At 60.6% G+C, this 17,783-nt stretch carries 18 protein-coding genes; 5 read left to right on the top strand and 13 right to left on the bottom strand.

All coding sequences use genetic code 11. The features are described 5' to 3' along the window. Positions 1 to 14: 14 nt before the first annotated feature. Complete coding sequence (locus J2X43_RS29975) at positions 15 to 1,385, bottom strand: HAMP domain-containing sensor histidine kinase (RefSeq protein ID WP_112390064.1); 1,371 nt, start codon at positions 1,383 to 1,385, stop codon at positions 15 to 17. Then, a complete protein-coding gene (locus J2X43_RS29970; protein ID WP_112390065.1) occupies positions 1,382 to 2,044 on the bottom strand; it encodes a response regulator transcription factor in 663 nt (220 codons plus the stop codon). Before J2X43_RS29970 ends, J2X43_RS29975 begins: the two co-directional genes overlap by 4 nt. 142 nt (positions 2,045 to 2,186) lie before the next feature. Here J2X43_RS29970 and J2X43_RS29965 point away from each other — a divergent pair, with 142 nt between their 5' ends. The 3 genes from J2X43_RS29965 (at position 2,187) to J2X43_RS29955 (ending at position 3,760) form a co-directional block, all read left to right on the top strand. Continuing rightward, positions 2,187 to 2,687: a hypothetical protein gene (locus J2X43_RS29965; protein ID WP_405049670.1), complete on the top strand. Its 501-nt coding sequence runs from the start codon at positions 2,187 to 2,189 to the stop codon at positions 2,685 to 2,687. Positions 2,688 to 2,818: 131 nt separating this feature from the next. Then, a complete protein-coding gene (locus tag J2X43_RS29960) occupies positions 2,819 to 3,151 on the top strand; it encodes a DUF6665 family protein (RefSeq protein WP_112390067.1) in 333 nt (110 codons plus the stop codon). A gap of 51 nt (positions 3,152 to 3,202) precedes the next feature. Continuing rightward, a complete protein-coding gene (locus tag J2X43_RS29955) occupies positions 3,203 to 3,760 on the top strand; it encodes a DsbA family protein (protein ID WP_112390068.1) in 558 nt (185 codons plus the stop codon). Between the two features lie 186 nt (positions 3,761 to 3,946). On the opposite strand, the gene J2X43_RS29950 is transcribed toward J2X43_RS29955, so the two are convergent. From J2X43_RS29950 to J2X43_RS29940, 3 genes are all read right to left on the bottom strand, one after another. Next, the gene (locus J2X43_RS29950; RefSeq protein WP_112390093.1) at positions 3,947 to 4,948 is read right to left on the bottom strand and encodes an ABC transporter permease; all 1,002 of its coding nucleotides are present in this window, start codon (positions 4,946 to 4,948) and stop codon (positions 3,947 to 3,949) included. A 34-nt stretch (positions 4,949 to 4,982) separates the two neighbouring features. Continuing rightward, complete coding sequence (locus J2X43_RS29945) at positions 4,983 to 6,521, bottom strand: sugar ABC transporter ATP-binding protein (RefSeq protein ID WP_112390069.1); 1,539 nt, start codon at positions 6,519 to 6,521, stop codon at positions 4,983 to 4,985. Between the two features lie 110 nt (positions 6,522 to 6,631). Continuing rightward, on the bottom strand, positions 6,632 to 7,594 hold the full coding sequence (locus J2X43_RS29940) for a sugar-binding protein (protein WP_112390070.1): 963 nt from the start codon (positions 7,592 to 7,594) through the stop codon (positions 6,632 to 6,634). A gap of 464 nt (positions 7,595 to 8,058) precedes the next feature. On the opposite strand from J2X43_RS29940, the gene J2X43_RS29935 reads away from it, so the two are divergent. Next, positions 8,059 to 9,108: a LacI family DNA-binding transcriptional regulator gene (locus J2X43_RS29935; protein WP_310301229.1), complete on the top strand. Its 1,050-nt coding sequence runs from the start codon at positions 8,059 to 8,061 to the stop codon at positions 9,106 to 9,108. Positions 9,109 to 9,150: 42 nt separating this feature from the next. On the opposite strand, the gene J2X43_RS29930 is transcribed toward J2X43_RS29935, so the two are convergent. The 7 genes from J2X43_RS29930 to J2X43_RS29900 all read right to left on the bottom strand — a co-directional run bounded on the left by J2X43_RS29930 (position 9,151) and on the right by J2X43_RS29900 (position 15,471). Further along, positions 9,151 to 9,477, bottom strand: a complete 327-nt coding sequence (locus J2X43_RS29930; protein ID WP_112390072.1) for a cupin domain-containing protein — start codon at positions 9,475 to 9,477, stop codon at positions 9,151 to 9,153. Positions 9,478 to 9,485: 8 nt separating this feature from the next. Then, positions 9,486 to 10,241 carry a 2-dehydro-3-deoxy-D-gluconate 5-dehydrogenase KduD gene (kduD, locus tag J2X43_RS29925; RefSeq protein ID WP_112390073.1) on the bottom strand — a complete coding sequence of 252 codons (756 nt, stop codon included), beginning with the start codon at positions 10,239 to 10,241 and terminating at the stop codon, positions 9,486 to 9,488. Continuing rightward, positions 10,238 to 11,080, bottom strand: a complete 843-nt coding sequence (kduI, locus tag J2X43_RS29920) for a 5-dehydro-4-deoxy-D-glucuronate isomerase (RefSeq protein ID WP_112390074.1) — start codon at positions 11,078 to 11,080, stop codon at positions 10,238 to 10,240. The genes kduD and kduI overlap by 4 nt, the downstream gene beginning before the upstream one ends. 27 nt (positions 11,081 to 11,107) lie before the next feature. Further along, entirely contained in the window at positions 11,108 to 11,845 is a 738-nt protein-coding gene (locus tag J2X43_RS29915) for an ATP-binding cassette domain-containing protein (RefSeq protein WP_112390075.1), read from the bottom strand. Then, positions 11,845 to 12,864, bottom strand: a complete 1,020-nt coding sequence (locus J2X43_RS29910) for an ABC transporter permease (RefSeq protein WP_310301216.1) — start codon at positions 12,862 to 12,864, stop codon at positions 11,845 to 11,847. The genes J2X43_RS29915 and J2X43_RS29910 overlap by 1 nt, the downstream gene beginning before the upstream one ends. Before the next feature lie 67 nt (positions 12,865 to 12,931). Further along, positions 12,932 to 13,882 carry a substrate-binding domain-containing protein gene (locus J2X43_RS29905; RefSeq protein WP_112390077.1) on the bottom strand — a complete coding sequence of 317 codons (951 nt, stop codon included), beginning with the start codon at positions 13,880 to 13,882 and terminating at the stop codon, positions 12,932 to 12,934. A gap of 140 nt (positions 13,883 to 14,022) precedes the next feature. Further along, a complete protein-coding gene (locus J2X43_RS29900) occupies positions 14,023 to 15,471 on the bottom strand; it encodes an aldehyde dehydrogenase family protein (protein ID WP_310301387.1) in 1,449 nt (482 codons plus the stop codon). 199 nt (positions 15,472 to 15,670) lie between these two features. Between J2X43_RS29900 and J2X43_RS29895 the strand changes: the two genes are divergently transcribed. Continuing rightward, positions 15,671 to 16,372, top strand: coding sequence for a GntR family transcriptional regulator (locus tag J2X43_RS29895; RefSeq protein ID WP_162698762.1), 702 nt, complete (start codon positions 15,671 to 15,673; stop codon positions 16,370 to 16,372). 150 nt (positions 16,373 to 16,522) lie between these two features. Here the strand turns inward: J2X43_RS29895 and J2X43_RS29890 are convergent, their stop codons facing one another. Next, positions 16,523 to 17,716, bottom strand: a complete 1,194-nt coding sequence (locus tag J2X43_RS29890) for an adenylate/guanylate cyclase domain-containing protein (RefSeq protein ID WP_310301208.1) — start codon at positions 17,714 to 17,716, stop codon at positions 16,523 to 16,525. Positions 17,717 to 17,783: the final 67 nt, after the last annotated feature.

The following is a 17,783-nucleotide window of genomic DNA, read 5'->3' as shown; positions in this document are numbered from 1 at the left end:
TAGCCAGCGGTCGCCTAGGGCAGGGTAATCGACAGCGGGAATGCAACGGTTGCTGCCAGTCCTCCACCTTCTCTCTGCTTGAGATGAAGCTTGCCGCCGAAGAGCCCGACGAGCTCCTGTGCTATCGAGAGGCCGAAACCGTGTCCGGGCACAGTCTCATCCAGCCGCACGCCAGGTGAGACCGCCTCGGCCAGACGGCCAGCGTCGATGCCCGGCCCATCATCCTCGACAGTCAAGAGCAGCATTTTCCCTTCGCGCACGCCCTTCACAACGATGGATGTCGCCGCCCATTTGAAGGCATTGTCGATGATGGCACCCATCACCTCGTCGACGTCCTCTGGCGAGCAGTTGACGACAACGTCGTCGATGACGCCATTGGCGACCGCGAGTTTGCGATCGACGTAGATCGCCGACATGACCTGAAGCAGGTCATTCACCCTGGGCCGCACCTCGGTTTCAAAGCCCAAACCACCTCCGGCGGCAACGGCTCTGGCACTTCCGAGATGATGCCGAATCTTCCGGTCGATACGCTCGACAAGCTGACGCGCCTCTCGGCCTGGATCGTTCTTGTCATCAAGTGCGAGGTAAAGGCTGGCCACAGGTGTCTTCAGTCCGTGTGCCAGGTTCGCGAACTGCAGCCTTGTTTCCTGCAACCGCGCCCTGTTGTCGTCGAGCAATCGATTGATGTCGTTGACGACAGGATCAAGATCCTCGACTTCTGCAGGCGAAAGGTCTCGGCGGCGCCCTGCCGAAATCTCAGAGAGCTGCCCAGACAACGTGCGCAAGGGTGCAAGACCGTAGCGAACCTGCAGAACTATCCCCACGACCAGGCAACAGCCGAGAACCACCATGGCAGGGATCAGGTAGGACAGCGCGCGCAACGCGGGCGCGGTCAGGGCATGGCGCGGCGCGGCCGCCAGGACTTCAACCGAAACACCTCCAACGAACACCTGGCCGACGCGAAAATGCAGAGCCTGACCCCGGTCACTGGAGCCTTCGGCAGGCTGCGGATCCCCCGTCAGGATCCGGCGCCAATCGAACGGGCGCGGCGGGTCCGAGACGCTGCCATCGGCCAGAGATCTTGAAGCAATGCGGTGCTCGCCCACGCGCGCCTGCCAGTACCATCCCGAACCCAGGCGATCGAACGGCGGCCCGTCGAGATTACCTGCCAGAGCAAGACTTCCATCCGCGTTTACTGATAATGCGCTTTTGACCGCGTCGATCTGCATGTCGAGCCGCTGATCAACCTGCTCCCGGACCACGGCGGCAACGATGAACCACAAGACCAGCGAGGCGATGAGCAGTGCTGCGGCGGCGTAGAGGACGGAGAAGGCGATCAGGCGGCCTGCGATCGTGCGGCGCGAAGACAGCAACGGTACTCTCATCGAATATCCGTCAGCCTGTAGCCGCGCCCCCTCTCCGTTTCGATCCTGTCGCTGCCGATTTTGCGCCGGAGCCTGGCGATGATCACCTCGATGGAATTCGAATCCACGTCGGCATCGCCCTCGTAGACCCGTTCGATGAGTTCTCGCCTGTCGACGATCGCGTCCTTGCGAAGGATCAGGCAGGACAGGACCCGCCATTCGAATGCGGTCAGCTTCAGCGGAAGACCAGCCAGATCAAATGTACCGAGCTGCGCGTCGAATGTAAGATCGCCGCACGATATCTGCGACGAAGCATGGCCCGTCGAGCGCCGGACCAGCGCCCGAAGACGCAGGATGAGCTCCTCCACCCTGAAGGGTTTGGTCAGGTAATCGTCCGCCCCCGCTTTGAAAGCCGCCACCTTGTCGGGCCAGCCGTCGCGGGCCGTCAGCACGAGGACAGGAAGCGACCTGCCCGCACTTCGCCAGGATTTGAGAACCGCAACGCCGTCGATCTTCGGGAGGCCAAGGTCAAGAACGGCGACGTCGAAGATCTCCGTCAGGCCAGCGTGCTCGGCATCCTCTCCGTTCCTGGCGACATCCACCACGAAGTTTTCCGTCCGCAGGCTGGCGGCAATCCGCCTGGAAAGATCGTCGTCGTCTTCGACCAGCAATACGCGCATCGTGAACCCAGTTTCTCTGATGTCTTCGTGAGAACTAGGGCGCGTTTGCTTAACTGAAACTGAACCGCGACGTTCAGCCTGCGTCGATCCGGACACGCCTATCATCCTCCAGTCACAACGAACTGGAGACAGCATCATGTCCATGGAAAACGACGCTCCCGACACCTCGCCTGAGCGACCGGCCCGCAGGCGCGGCTCGCGCCGACCGGCAACGCATCTGGCGGCTTTCGGAATTGCGGCCTTTGCGGTTCTTGCAATCGGTGCGGCCGGCGGTGCCGCGGCAATGAAATTCACCCGGCCCGGCATCGAGCTTGCGCCCTTGACGCCCACCTCGATCTCCAGCCTTAAGGACGATTGGGGCATGGTGACGCTCAAAGGCAAGGTCACGGAGATCTACGGCAACAAGTTCATCGTTCAAGACGAAACCGGCAAGGCCTTGATCGAGACCGGTCCGGCCGGCGATGACGGCAAGCTCGTTGCTGTCGGCGAACCCATCAGTGTCCAGGGCCGCTTCGACGACGGGTTCCTGCATGCGAGCTACGTCGTTCATCAGGATGGCAAGACCGACGCCCTTCGCCCGCCGCCTGGACCTCCCCCGCATGGCGGGCCAATCGCCGACATGTTGCGCAAGATGAAGCCCTGACCGCTCGGCAAAACTGCATCAGGCGCGCCGTTGAAGCAATTCGCCGGCGCGCGTCCGTCACCCCCGAGAAGGGGTTCCGGACCTGGCCACAGATCGTGTAGGATCACGAACATGATGTTTTATCGAACCGGCTGACTATGCGCCCACCCCGCAGCTTGAATGCGTCGAACCTGGTCGAAACCGGTTTTGGCGCCCTTGAATATGAACTGGCGGCCGAGCGCGCAAGTTCACTTGGCCGGCAAGGCCGATCGGTCGAGCAGGCGCTTTCCGCCTTGAAGACGGCAGAAGAGGGCGGCGTGCAGCCGGTTGAGCGCGAGCGGTTGGTCGATGCGGCTGCGCAGGCGGTCTGGGCGCTTTTCGTGCAACGGGATATCTGCGGTTTGCGCAACACGCGCGAGGTTATCCAGCGCTACGGTATTCCGGACAACGTTCTCGCGCGCCTCGGCGCAACACCGCGGCGATGACATCGCAGCCGTCCACCCATCATCAGACTTCAAACCGAAGGACTTCAGGGCATGAGCATAACGAACTGGAAAGCCGACCCGCTGGAATGGGGCAGTGGCCCGCAGACCTTCGAGGTCTTCCTGGAGCCGACCTGCCCCTATTCCGTCAAGGCGTTCCGTAAACTGGACGGGCTTCTTTCGCATGCCGGACACGACCGGTTGACTGTCAAGATCCGGCTCCAGTCGCAACCCTGGCATATGTTTTCGGGCGTCATTGTCAGAGCTATCCTGGCTGCCTCGACACTTGAGGGCGGAAAGGAAAGCGCGAGAAAGGTGCTTGCAGCAGTGGGCGATCATCGCGAGGAGTTCGAATTCGCACATCATGCCGGCGGGCCCAACATGGACGCCACGCCGAACGGCATTATCAGGCGGATCGAAGACTATAGCGGCATCCGGGTTTCGGAAGCATTCGCCATCCCCGATCTCGACCGCGAGGTCAAATGGCACGCCAAATATGCCCGCCAGAACGGCATCCATGTCTCGCCGACTTTTATGGTCAACGGCCTGGTACAGCCAGATCTCGGCAGCGGGGACGAGATTGAGGTCTGGGCAAGGAAACTTGGAAGCTGAGCAGACTGTCCAGTTCCCGGGGCAGCGGGTAGCTGAAGCCTTACGCTTTACGCCTTACGCCTACCCGGCGGCCAGAAATCTGGTGCGCCGGTGAGGTCCCTGAGCGATACCGTACCTACCCTTTCGCCTAACGGCGCCGGTACAAGGCGTGTTCCAGCTCCGTACCAAGCAGCGCCAGAAAGGAACTCACGTCACAGGTGCCGATTGGCGCGTCTCCGCCTGGCGGGCGGCGGAAACGAGCCGTCTTTGCGCGCGGATCGCACTCCATTGCTGATCGATCAGCACCCCGATCAGAATGACGCCGCCCATGACCGCGAAATTCAGCGACGACGGTATTCCAAGCAGGTTGACGAGGTTCTGCAGCTCCTGGAGCAGAATAGTGCCAAGGATGACCCCGATCAGAGAGCCCTCGCCGCCCCGCAGGGAAAATCCGCCAAGCACCGCGGCAGCAATCGCATAGAGCTCATAGAACTGGCCGTGGCTCGCCGGCGATATCGAGCGGGTGTACATCGCGAAATAGATCGCCGAAAGCGCTGTCAGCACGCCGCAGATGACATAGGCGATCATCACCATCCTGCCGGTGTGGATGCCGGAATATCTGGCGGCTTCCTCGTTCTTGCCGATGGCGTAGAGATACCGGCCAAAGACCGAGCGGTGCAGGACCACCCACATGATAACAGCGATGACGACAAGGGCGATGAATGTGTTCGGAACGCCGTAGAACCGGCCGGCTGTCAGGAACTCAAGGGTCGGGAAGTTCTGGCCGAAGCCGAAACCCGCAGTGCCGTCTCCGGTATAGAAGCGGGCCGCACCACGATAGATCAGCAACCCGCACAGCGTCACGACGAAGGGCTGAAGGTTAAGCTTGGTGATCAGCCAGCCGTGGATGGCGCCAAGAACACCGCCCAGAACGAGGATAAGCGGCAGCGCAATCGTCCATGGCATGTTCTGCACGGCGACGAAATCGATAAACAGCACGCCAAGCAGCGCAACCAGCGATCCGACCGAGAGCTCGATGCCGCCCGTGATGATGACAAAGGCCTGCCCGATCGACAGGATTCCGAAAAGACCGATGAGGTTCGACGTGTTGGCAAGGTTGATCGGCAGCAGGAAGCGCGGGTTGATCAGCGTCACGACGATGCCGACAACGACGATCAACAGAAGCAGCCCCAGATCTTTCTTACTCATCATGGCGTTTCCCTATTGGCGATAGCCGCGGCCATCAGTGTATCGCTTTGCCGACAGCCAGCAGAAGGACATTTTCCTGCGTGAAGTCTTGTTTTTCGAGAATGCCCGAAATCTGGCCCTCATGCATGACAGCGATGCGATCGGACACGCCGATCACCTCCTCCATGTCGCTTGATATCATCAGGATCGCGACGCCGGCGTCGGCCAGCTTGCGCATCAGCATATAAATCTCGTTCTTGGCGCCGATGTCGATACCGCGGGTCGGCTCGTCGAAGATCATCACCTTGGGATTCATTGCCAGCCACTTTGCAAGGACAACCTTCTGCTGGTTGCCTCCAGACAATGTGCCCGTCCGGGTCGAGACCGATGGCGCCTTAATTCCGAGACGCTTGCGCTGGACTTCCGCGCCCGTTGTCTCCCGCCTCGAGGAGACCATGAAGTTTTGCGAGTACGCGGGAAGGTTAGGCAGCGATATGTTCTGCGCAATGGGCAGATCCAGAAGGATCCCGCTCAGCTTGCGATCCTCGGGAACCAGGAAGATGCCGGCCTCGACGGCTTTCGTGGCTGAGGTCAGCCTGATCTCGCGGCCATCCATTTCGGTGGTGCCGCCGTAGCTGCGGTCAATCCCGAAGAGAATGCGGGCAAGCTCGGTGCGGCCGGAGCCAACAAGGCCGGCAAGGCCTAGGATCTCGCCATAACGGATGTCGAGATTGACGGTTCTGGCAGGATAGGCGGCAGAACGAATGTCTGTAGTCTTCAGGGCGACCTTACCTGGCGCCCGTTGCGGTTCGGCGTCCCTCGCCGTGAGCGCGCGCCCGATCATCAGCTTGACCATCTGATCGTGGTTGATCTCGCCTTTGGCGAGTGTGCCGGCCAGCGTCCCATCCCTGAGAACGACCACCCGGTCTGCAACGCGCTCGACCTCGTGCAGGCGATGGGAAATGAAAATGACGCTGATTCCGTCAGCCTTCAGCGCCGATATCACGGAAAGCAGCTTCTCGGTTTCAGCCAGCGGCAGGCTGGAGGTTGGCTCGTCGAGGATCACCAGCCGTGCGTTGATCGACAGCGCCTTGGCGATCTCCACCATCTGCTGCTGGGCGAGTGAAAGAGAGGCGACGGGCGTATCGGCGGAAAAATTCGCTCCTACGCGCTTCAAAAGCGGCGCAACCATTGCTCTCAGACGCCGCCGGTCGACCAGCTTCAATGGCCCTCCCCGCAGCGGCTCCCGGCCGAGAAAGATATTGGCTGCAACGTCAAGATTATCGAAGAGGTTGAGCTCCTGATGAACGAAGGCGATGCCTGATCCGAGGCTGCTATCGACAGAAAGGGCAGACCTTTCCTCCGCGTCGATCAGGATCGTGCCGCGATCCGGCTTCACGACACCACCGAGAATTTTCATCAGCGTCGATTTGCCGGCACCGTTTTCGCCAACGAGACCGATCACTTCGCCGGGGCTCACATGCATCGAGAAACCGTCCAGGGCGACGACGCCCGGATAGGTTTTGCCGATCCCCAGCAAGCTCAAAAATGGCGGCGCTTCGCGTGACGGCGCGGTCTCAGTCAAATCGTTCATGTCGATCCACAGGCTGTGTGCTCTTCAGTACTGCCCGCTACCCTTTTCCGGCTGCGGGCAATGGGCACGCAGCGGCACCGGCTTGCGCCGGCGCCGCTGTCAGATCGTCATCAGTTACCGGCCATCGCCTTGAGGTTCGCGGCATAGGCGTCAACGTCGTCCTTGCCGATCACCTTTGTCGGGACGATGATGAGCTTGTTGTCGGGAACGCCCGACTTGTCACCGTTGACGTAGGCGGCCATCAGCTTCATGCCCTGATAGGCCCAGATGTAAGGTTGCTGCACGACCGTGCCGGCAATCGTTCCTTCCTTCACACCGCCGAGCGTGATCGGGTCATCATCGAAGCCGACAACGGTGATCTGGCCAAGCTTGCCCGCCTCGCGGAGTGCCTCGTAAATTCTCGGCGTGTTGTAGGAGTAGAAACCGACCATGCAGGTCACGTCGGGGCTCGCGACGAGGGCATCCTCGACGTTCTTCTTGGCACGGGTCTGATCGATATCGTCACCACGCACGTCGGTCAGCTCGATCTTCGTGCCGGCAAGGCCGTCCTTCATGCCCTGGATACGTTCCTTGGCGTTATCGGCACCCAGCAGACCGACGAAGCCGATGCACTTGCCGCCATCCGGCATCGCTTTCTTGGCGATTTCGGCGGCCTGCTTGCCGGCATCGATATTTGATGAGCCGATATAGGCAACGCGATTTGTATTCGGCGCGTCACTGTCCGTGGTAAAGAGGGCCGTCTGCGATCCGATCTTGTTCAGACCGTCTGTCGATGTCTTGGGATCGACGGCGGAGACCATGATCCCCTTGACCCCGGCGGTCACCAGATCTTCCATCAGGCGCTGCTGAATTGCGACGGAGGATTGCTCCGGATATTTCAGCTCCATGTTGAAGTCGGGAAGCTCGGCCTGCGCCTTCTTGACGCCCGCTTCGGCAGCCTTCCAGAAGTCAGAGGCGCCGTTGACGACGAAAGCGAGTGTCGGCTTGTCGGCGGCAAAGGCCGCTGTCGTCAAGACGGAGCTCAGCATGAGCCCGGCTGCAAAAGCTGCCGCACCACGTGTCAGGTATGTCATGATAATCCTCCCATTGGCCCACCTCCGAGCCTGGTTCCAACCCGCAGCAGTCCATCGCGCAACCCCCTCCAGGGCCTCTCGCATGTGAGAAAACGCTCCGTCCAACCACAGACGCGAAGGTATATGAGTAATGCCAGTTCGTAAATAGTATTATCATTAATTATTAGCAATGCGCGTTTCCAATCATGACTGATACAGTCGATTTTAGCCAAAATAAGCCTGATTTTATATTGCATCGCACAATCGGGCTAATTCTCTAAGCGCCAGTTGCCGAGTTGCGTTGCTTGATGCTAATAAAAATTAGCGTGTGGGCGAGCTGCATTTTCAAAGCTCGTGCCGATACATTGCGCAAACGGGATCGAGGCATCGCTATGAAGAGGACAGGCGCGGCAGATGGTCAGCTCCGATCCGCCGCGGACAAGGCGGCGAAACGCAGGGGCCGGCGCCAAGGTGCCAGGGTCACGATGACCGACATAGCCAAAGCGGCGGGATGTTCCCAGGCGACCGTCTCTCTCGTCCTCAACAACACGGCCGGGACGCGGCTGTCTCAGCAGACCCGCGACCGGGTGATCGAAGCGGCCCGTGAACTTGGCTACGTGGCGCCGACATTTTCCGTATCTTCGGGATCCGCATCCCTCTCCAAACTGGATGGCGTTATCGGCTTCGTCGTTGACCAGCTGGGAACCAGTCCGGAGGCCGTCGTTGCGATTGAAGGAGCGCGTCAGGCATCCTGGAACGCAGGCAATGTGCTTCTCGTCGCCCAGACGCTCGGCGATCCGGCCATGGAGCCGCGAGCGATCAAGGCTCTGACGGATAGCGGCATTTCAGCCCTTATCTACATGACGATCTTCACGCGGGAAGTGGAGATGCCGGCCTATTACTACGGCCTCGACATCCCTATCGTCCTGCTCAACTGCTATACGTCCGACTATGCTTTTCCCGCCGTCGTGCCGAGCGAAATCGCCGGTGGCCAGACAGCGACCAAGCATTTGATCGCGCATGGTCACCATCGCATCGCGACGATCACCGGGGAGCCCTGGATGCAAGCGGCCCAGGATCGCCTGACGGGCTATCGCCGCGCGCTCGCCACGGCCGACATTCCGTTCGATCCGGACCTTGTCATCGAGGGCGGCTGGTCTGCGAGCGCCGGTTATTCCGGGACGATGCGGCTTCTGTCCCTTCCCGAGCCCCCGACAGCAATCTTCTGCCAGAACGATCGAACGGCGGTCGGTTGCTACGAGGCCCTCAAGGAGAAGCGTCTGCGCATTCCCGAGGACATATCCGTCATCGGCTATGACGACGAGGACATCTGCCGCCACCTCATACCGCCGCTGACCACATCGGTTCTCCCCCATATGGCTATGGGTGAATGGGCGATCGAGCATCTCGATACAGCGGTCCCGCCGCGCGAGCGGCGTCATGAGATCACGAAGCTCGAATGCTCCCTTGTCAAACGTTCGTCTGTATCTTCGCCCGGAGGCAGCAAGGCCGATCTCAAGGTGCAGACGGCCTGACACCGCGATCGGCGATTTCGCGCAACGACTGCTCGGCGATGGTCATAGAAAGTCCTCGCGGCACGGCGTGAATGTGTCGATCAGCAGGCCCTTGCTGCGTGCCACCACGCCATGGACCAGATTGGGCGCGACGATAAAGCTGCTTCCCTGTCCCAATCGGTTTGTCACGCCATCAATCGTGACGTCGAAGGTTCCTTCGGCGATGTAGCTTACCTGGGTATGCGGATGTGAATGCAAGGCGCCAACCGCGCCTTCATCGAAGCTGAAGGCAACCAGCATCAGTTCGGGACGAGTGCTGAGAACGGCGCGGCGGTTGCCGGGCGCGACCTCGGTCCAGGATACGTCATCAGGCGTCGTATAATACTTCATGGTTCCTCTCATCTGGCCAGCCATCCACCGTCCACCGGCAGGATTGTGCCATGCACGTAATCGGAAGCCGAAGCGGCGAGGAAAATCGCCGCCCCGACCATATCATCCGGCTTGGCCCAGCGGCCAGCCGGAATGCGTTTCAGAAGCTCGGCGCTCCGTTCGGGGTCGGCCCGCAGAGCTTCCGTGTTGTTCGTCTCCACATAGCCCGGCGCAATGGCGTTGACGTTGATACCCTTTGCGGCCCACTCGTTTGCCATCAGCCGCGTCAGACCCGCAAGGCCACTCTTGGCGGCCGTGTAGGATGAGACGCGGATGCCGCCCTGGAAGGACAGCAGAGACGCGATGTTGATGATCTTTGCCTTGCGGCTTGCGGCGATCGCAGAGCGGGCGAATGACTGGCAGAGGAAAAACACAGACTTCAGGTTCGTGTCCAGCACGTTGTCCCAATCGGCCTCCGAGAAGTCGAGAGCGTCTGCCCGGCGGATGATGCCGGCATTGTTGACGAGGATATCCGGTCTGGCGCCAAGCGCGACCGATTTTTCCATGACTTCAGCGGCCGCGCCCGCTGCCGACAGATCGGCATGGACTGTGAGGCAGTCGCGTCCCGCCGAGCGGACAACTCCCTCGGTCTCGGCCATGGATGATCGTCCAACCGCGACGATATCGGCGCCGGCCCTTGCCAGTCCCACGGCAATCGCCTGGCCAATGCCTGTGTTCGCGCCGGTTATGATGGCACAACGGCCGCTGAGATCGAAGGCCGTCACCGCAGCGCTTCCATCGGAACCTTGTCCATGTCGGTGAAGCTCATGTTGTCACCGGCCATCGCCCAGATGAAGGCATAGCGGCCGGTGCCGGCGCCGGAATGGATCGACCATCCAGGGGACAGGACCGCCTCGTGGTTCTTCAGGACGACGTGCCGCGTCTCATCGGGCTCTCCCATGAAGTGAAAGACCCGCGTCTGTTCGGCCATGCCGAAGTAGAGATAGACTTCCATCCGTCTGTCGTGCACGTGGGCCGGCATGGTGTTCCACACCGATCCCGGCTCGAACATCGTCAGCCCGACAAGAAGCTGGCAGCTCTCGCAGACGTCCGGATGTACATATTGATTGATCGTGCGCGCGTTGGATTCCTCGGCCGAGCCGACTGCCACCTTGCGTGCGAGATCCCGGGTAATGTGTGTGGTCGCGCAGGCACGATGGGCAGGCGCGCTCAGGAGGTAGAAGAGCGCGGGATGAGCCGCGTCCTCGCTCGTGAAGGACAACGGCCCCTCGCCCATCCCGACGTAAAGCGCTTCCTGAAACTCCAGCGGATATGGCGTGCCGCCAACGGTGACCGTCCCGCGCCCGCCTATATTGACGATGGCTGCCTCGCGGCGCTCGAGGAACGTGGCGGTCCCGGTTTCCGCGACCTGATCGATAACCAGCGAACCTGCGACCGGAGATATTCCGCCGACGATCATCCTGTCGAGGTGGCTGTAAGTGAGGCTGATGGCGCCTGGTTGGAAGAGATCATCGATGACGAAACCGTCCCGGAGCTCCTGCGTGTTGCGCCGCGCCGTATCCTGCGGGCCAACGACCTGACGTACTCTGGCATTTAGGGTCACGTTTCTGCCTTTCGGTGCAATCGCCGCTCAATTGAGCACGACATATTCGGTGAGTTGCCCGACGGTTGTTTCCGACTTCGGGACATCGAAGACCTTCGTGCCATGGCTCATGATCACGAACCGGTCGCAGACCTGGAAGGCGTGATAGAGATTATGGGTGACGAGCACGCTGGAAACGTTCTCGGCCTTGAGCTTCAAGACCTGATTAAGGAGCGCTTCCGTTTCCCGCACTGAAAGTGCGGAGGTCGGCTCGTCGAGCAGCAGGACGCGCTTCTTGAAATGGACCGCGCGGGCAATGGCCACCGCCTGCTTCTGTCCACCGGAAAGATTACCGACGAGGGTGTCGGGTGAATCGATACCCGAAATATGAACGGCGTTCGTAAGAACCTCCATCGCGATGTCGCGCATCTCTGCTTGCCGCAGGAAGCCGAACCGATCGGTCAGTTCGCGGCCCATGAAGATGTTGCGGGTGATGGAGAGGGAATCGACCAGTGCCGTATGCTGGTAGATAGTCTCGATACCCGCCTCCGCAGAATCGGACCGGCATGTGAACAGCGTGCGCTTTCCGTCGACGCTGATATAGCCATCCGTCGGCTTGTGGATGCCGGAGATCAGATTGACGGCGGTCGATTTTCCGGCGCCGTTGTCGCCGAGCAGACCCACCACCTCCCCTTCGCCGATATGGAAGCTCAGGTTGCTCAAGGCCGTCAGCGCACCGAAGCTTTTCGAGATATTGTGGAGTTCAAGAAGATTTTCTTTCGACATCAGACGCCCGCCCGCCGCTCGATGAGTTGATTGAAGATCGCCGCCAGTACGATGAGCGTGGCGATGAACATGTCGAGATAGAAACCCGGGGCTCTCAGAAGCAGCAGCACGTCGGTCATCGTGTGGATCAGCAGGACGCCGAGGAAAATGCCGGCGATCGAGCCGCGCCCGCCCCGCAACGAGAGCCCGCCTATGACGCAGGCGGCAATCGCCTGCAGTTCGAGCCCGGCGCCCTGCCCCGGCTGCACGCTGCCAACACGGGCGGTGGCTAGGATGCCCGCCATCGCAGCCATGGCGCCGGCAATCGCGAACGCGATGAGCTTGACGCGGCTGGTGTTGATGCCGATGGCCTCGGCTGCTGCACGATTGCCGCCCGTTGCGAAGACATGGTTGCCGAAGCGGTGGCGGTGCGTCAGGAAATGAAAGCCGATAACGAACAGCACGATCCAGATGAACGCCGCATTGATCCCGAGAAACGTTCCCGAGAAGAGTGCGGAAAAGACCGCGTCAGGGTCGAAACGAACCTGCACGGCACCATTGTAGAGCAGTACCGCGCCGCGCCAGAACAGCAGGCCACCAAGGGTGACGATGAAAGACGGAAGGCCGAAGCGTAAGGTGATGTGGCCATTGAGGAGCCCGATCATCATGCCGGCGGCAATGCCGGCCGGGGCGGCGATGAAGGCGCTGACGCCGGCGCCGACCAATGTCGCCATCAGGATTGCGGTGAACGTGTAGACCGAACCGATCGAGAGGTCGAATTCCCCGGCGATCATCAGCACGCCGGCGCCGAGCGCCAGGCAGCCGAGAACGGGCACCGCCTTCATCAGGATGGTCAGGTTCTGTGGCGAGAGATAGCGAAAGTCATCCGGATAGAGCAGCGCTCCGAGAATGCAGGCGATCTGCAGTGCGACGAAAACGAGAAGGATCGCTCCCGCCGGCATCGCCATGATCTGCTTGAGAACGGATTGCTTTTGGGTCCGCGAGCGTGGCGCGGCACTGTCTGCGATAATAGGTGTCACGGTTTTTGACTCGATCTTTTGGTAAAGCTGGAGCCTGCCGGTCTGCCGGCAGGCTCGTCGGATCGGATTACCGGTAGGTTCCGATCAGAGGCTTGACGGATCCAATCCGCGACTTGTCGAGGAAGGCGCCCTGCCCGGTGTCGATGTCCGTCGGCGTCAGACCATATTTCTTCGCCAGAGCAATCTGGGCGATCGGGTGATAGCCCTGCAGATAGGGCTGCTGATCCATGGTGGCGAACATCGCGCCGCTTTCGACCGCATTGACGATCTCAACCGCAAGGTCGAACCCGCCAAAGGGTATCTTGACCCCTGCATCCTTGATGGCGCCTGCACCGACCGTGGAGGTCACCGAACCCGTGCCGAACAATGCCTTGACGTTCGGGTTGGCGATCAGGAACTGGGCGATGATATTCTGGGCTTCGGCCGGGTCGAGGCCGGCGCGAACCGTTTCGACCTTGATGCCTGCCTCGGTCATCGCCTTTTCGATGCCGCCCCCACGGGCCACCGCAAAGCTGGCTTCCGGGATTTCCCGCGGGTTGAAGACCACATCGCCCGACTTCAGACCAAACTCCTTGATCATGCGGTTGCCGAGTTCATAGCCGGACGCAAATTCATCCATGCCGACATAGGCCTGGCGGCAATTTCCCTTGGCGCCTTCGAGGTCATCGTTGTTGAAACCTATGACGATGATGCCTGCCTTGACCGCCGAGCAAATGCTGCTGTCGAATGCATCCGACGATGAAATCGCAACTGCGATCCCATCGACACCGCTTGCCGTCGCGCTCTCGATCAGATCGTTCTGGCGTACCGGGTCGTTGTTGGCATATTGGACGTCGAGATCGACACCGAACTGAGCCGCCGCGTCTTGTGCACCCTTCACCACCGGGTTAAAGAACTGGACGCTCGGATCGAGGTAGATGATCATCGTCGCCTTGACGTCGGCTGCAAGTGCAGTCGTCGAGCACAAGGCTACCCATGCCGCGGCAAGTGCCGCGGATTTCAGTCTGGTCAATTTCATTTGCGTATCCTCCCTTTGGATGTGCAATGCGGGTCGAAAGACCCAATTCCCGGCTGGCGAGCTCCGACCAAAGATCGCGCCAGCCGGGATTTCCCCCAAGTGTTGCAGCCCTCCTCCTGTGTCAGGCTTCGTTCACGTGCCTAGCTGAACCATGGCGCCGGGCGACCCAGCGTCACGTGAATTCCCTTGAATTGCGAATATTCGTCGAAGCCGTAGCGGCCAAGTTCGCGCCCCAGGCCGCTCTTCTTGTAGCCGCCGATCGGCATTTCCGGTGTTCCGTCGATGACGCTATTGATCCAGCAGCGTCCGGCGCGAATGCGGCGGATACTCTGCAGCGCGGTCTCCAGATTGGTGGACCACACGGAAGCCGAGAGCCCGTATTCGCTGGCATTGGCGATCGACACCGCCTCATCCGCTGTCTTGAACGTCAGCGTCGACAGCACAGGACCGAATATCTCCTCGCGAGCGATCGACATGTCGGGCGTGACGCCTGCAAAGACGGTCGGCGCGTAGTAGAGGCCCGCCCCCTCGCCCGCCCGCGTTCCGCCGAGCAGCAGTTCTGCACCCGCCTCGACGCCCGCTTCGACATAGGAGTGAACCTTCTGCGCATGAGCCTCGGAGATCATCGCCCCGATCTTGGTGCGCTCATTCAAGGGATCGCCAAACGTAACCTTGCGCGAGATGTCGAGGAGCCGCTCCATCAGGGCATCGCGGATACCCTCCTGCACAAGCAGGCGGCTGCCGGAAATGCAGCATTGGCCGGCATTGTGGTAGACACCATAGGCGATACCATCGGCAGCCGCTTCCAGATCGGCATCGGCAAAGACGATCTGCGGCCCCTTGCCGCCGAGCTCTAGACCGACCCGCTTGACGCTCCGCGCCGCGATTTCTCCGAGCTTCGTGCCAACGCGCACCGAGCCGGTGAATGCGACCATATCCGTACCGGGGTCTTCAGCGAGAACCTGGCCGGCCGGATCGCCGTAACCGGTGACGACATTGAAAACGCCGTCCGGGATGCCTGCCTCGCGTGCGAGTTCGGCCATGCGGATGGAGGTGCCCGATGTAAATTCCGAAGGCTTGAGCACCACGGTGCAGCCCGCGCCGATCGCCCAGGGAACGCGCTCCGAGGCAATGATGAAGGGGAAATTCCACGGCGTGATGATACCGACGACGCCGACCGGCTCCCGCAGCACCAGCCCAAGCCGATCGTCGCCGATGTTGTTGTGGGACTGCCCCTCGAGCGCACGAGCCTGCCCCGCTGCATAGGACCAGAGATCGGCGCAGAACCCGATTTCGCCACGCGCCTGAGCGATCGGCTTGCCGACCTCGAGGCTTTCGATCAGCGTCAGCTCCTCCTGCTTCTGCAGGATGAGATCGGCGACCTTGAACATGAGCCGCGAACGCTCGGCGCCCGACATGCGGGGCCACGGCCCGGTATCGAAGGCCCGCCGCGCCGCCGCGATCGCCGCCTTCACGTCATCGGCCGATGCATCCGGCCAGGTGCCCACCACCACGCCGGAATGGCCAGGGCTGACGCGGTCTATCGTCTTGCCGGAAGAGGCCTCGATCGACTTGCCATCGACAAGCATCTGATAGCGGGATTTAATGCGAAGACGCGGGTCGCTGGAGTCGGGCGCGATGAAGTTGGACAGATTGGATAGCACTGCTTTTCAAAGGCCGGACATGCGGCGCCGGCCCCTCCCTGTTTGCCCGGCTTCGAGATTGCCGGATTTATGTTGCGTTTGAATTGTATGGTACTGTATGGTGGTTTTAGATGGATGTCAACGCATGACGGCGGCCAAGAATATGAACGTGGAATCCCTGAAAGTCGAAACGGGTGAGACAGCCGCTGCCCAGGTCGAGCGCGACCTACGCGAATTGATTATCCAGCTGGAATTGGCGCCAGGCACGCGGCTGTCCGAACAGGATCTCGCCACCCGCATGGGCGTGTCGCGCCAGCCGGTGCGCGAGGCGCTCATCGCGCTCGGGAAATCAAAGCTTGTCGAGATCCGTCCGAACCGCGGCACCGTCGTCGTGCGCATCTCCGCGCGCCAGATGATGGAAGCGCGCTTTGTCCGCGAGGCACTCGAGACTGCCGTCGCCCGCAGGGCCAGCGAGAGCTTCGACACATGGACGCGGCGGCGTATCGACACGATTATCGCCAGGCAGACGTCGGCCATGCAAGCCGAGGATCACAACGCGTTTCGCCGGGAAGATGAACAGTTCCATATCGCGATCGCCGAAGGTGCCGGCTGCAGCCTTGCATGGAACGCGATTTCGGACATCAAGGCCCATATGGACCGTGTCTGCAATCTGCAGCTCCGCCATCCGGATTCGATGATGCGGCTGATTGCCGAACACCAGGCCATTATTGAAGCCATCGATACGCGTGACGCCGAGGCGGCGGCCTCAGCGATGAGAGCGCATCTGAACGGCATCCTGTCAGACCTGCCACAGATCGAAGCCGATCATCCTGACCTGTTCGAATGAGTCTCAGGTCTTGTTGATTTCAGCCTGACGCCTGCGATCTGATCATTGGACAGACAGAAGCGTACGCTGGACCGCGGCGCAGCGTTGAGCTGGACCAGATCGACGTCAATACAGCTGCGCTTGTGCGCCACCGCTTCGGACGGCGAGTGTCTACTGTTCGCCCTTCCAGGTAAATATCTCAACCGGAAGCTCTACACCCTTCAGCTTGAAATGGCCGGCGGGCCTGAAGGCATTGCCGGTTTGAGAGGCAAAGAGTGCCGAAGCGAGCAGGTTGCATTCGAGACTATCAGCCAATTTTTCGATCCGCGCCACCTCGTTGACAGCTCTGCCGATGACCGTGAAATCGAGCCTGCGATCTGTCCCGACATTGCCGTAGAAGATCTCGCCGAGATGAAGCGCAATATCGACGGGAATCTCGGGTTCGCCGCGCGCTCGTCTGCGGTCATTCAGCTTTTCGTTCAATCGTATTGCACCTTGCGCGGCCGCTAGAGCCATTGCGCATGCTGACCTCGTGTCGCCTGCTTGCGCCGGAAAAATGGCCAGAAGGCTGTCACCCATGAACTTCAAAATCTCGCCGCCCTCATCAATGACCGGCCGTCCGATCGCTTCGAAGTGTTCGTTTAGCCAATCGACGATGAGGTTCGGCTCGTACTGTTCGTTCAAGGAGGTAAAATTCTTCAGGTCGGCAAGAAGGATCGCGGCGAAGATCGCCGTTCCGCCCCCGCGCTGGGTCTGGCCAGTCAGAATGAGCTCGCTTGTTCTCTCCCCGGTATAGGCGGCAAGCACATCCTTTGCCACGCGAGTGGTGGCAATCCGGCAGCAGGCGAGCGCCATCGCAGGCATGATGCTTTCAAACCCGGCAATCTGGCTTTCGGAAAAGCCACCGGCCTGGTCGGTCGCCAACGAAAAGCTTGCTCCCGCCAGGGCGGTCCCCCCGGGGAAGGGAGCGATCTTCATGACAAACTCGGTCGCACCTTGATCACTGAGCTCCATCAGAACTGGAAACGGCGGTGTATCGGCGTTCGCGGGCAGCGCCCACCGAACAAACTCGAGCTGGTTTTGCAGCAGATAGGAGATTGGCGATCGTTGGAAGAGCGCATCCCCCTCCTCGCCGTGCTCTTGGATTTCCTTCGAAATGCCCGACGAGCGATACCAGGCAACCGAAAAGCCTCGTTGCTTCGGGTCGATCGACGGCATTGCGATCGACGCGCGAATAAGCGGATAGCCCGCTTCGATCAAACGCGATGCAACACCGTCGAGCAATGCGTCGATATCATCGGTGGCAAGTCCTGTCGCGATGATCCAGGTTATGAGACTGAACTGCCCCCACTTTCGACCGGACACTCAGCATAAGCAGGAAGGCTCAAGCACAGGCTTGAGGATAAGCTTATGTCTAACGAGTTTCGACAGG

This window comes from Rhizobium sp. BE258 (genome assembly GCF_031457345.1).
Taxonomy (GTDB): Bacteria; Pseudomonadota; Alphaproteobacteria; order Rhizobiales; family Rhizobiaceae; genus Rhizobium.
Note: the sequence above shows the minus strand (reverse complement) of the source record. Positions and strands in the feature narration are given on the sequence as shown.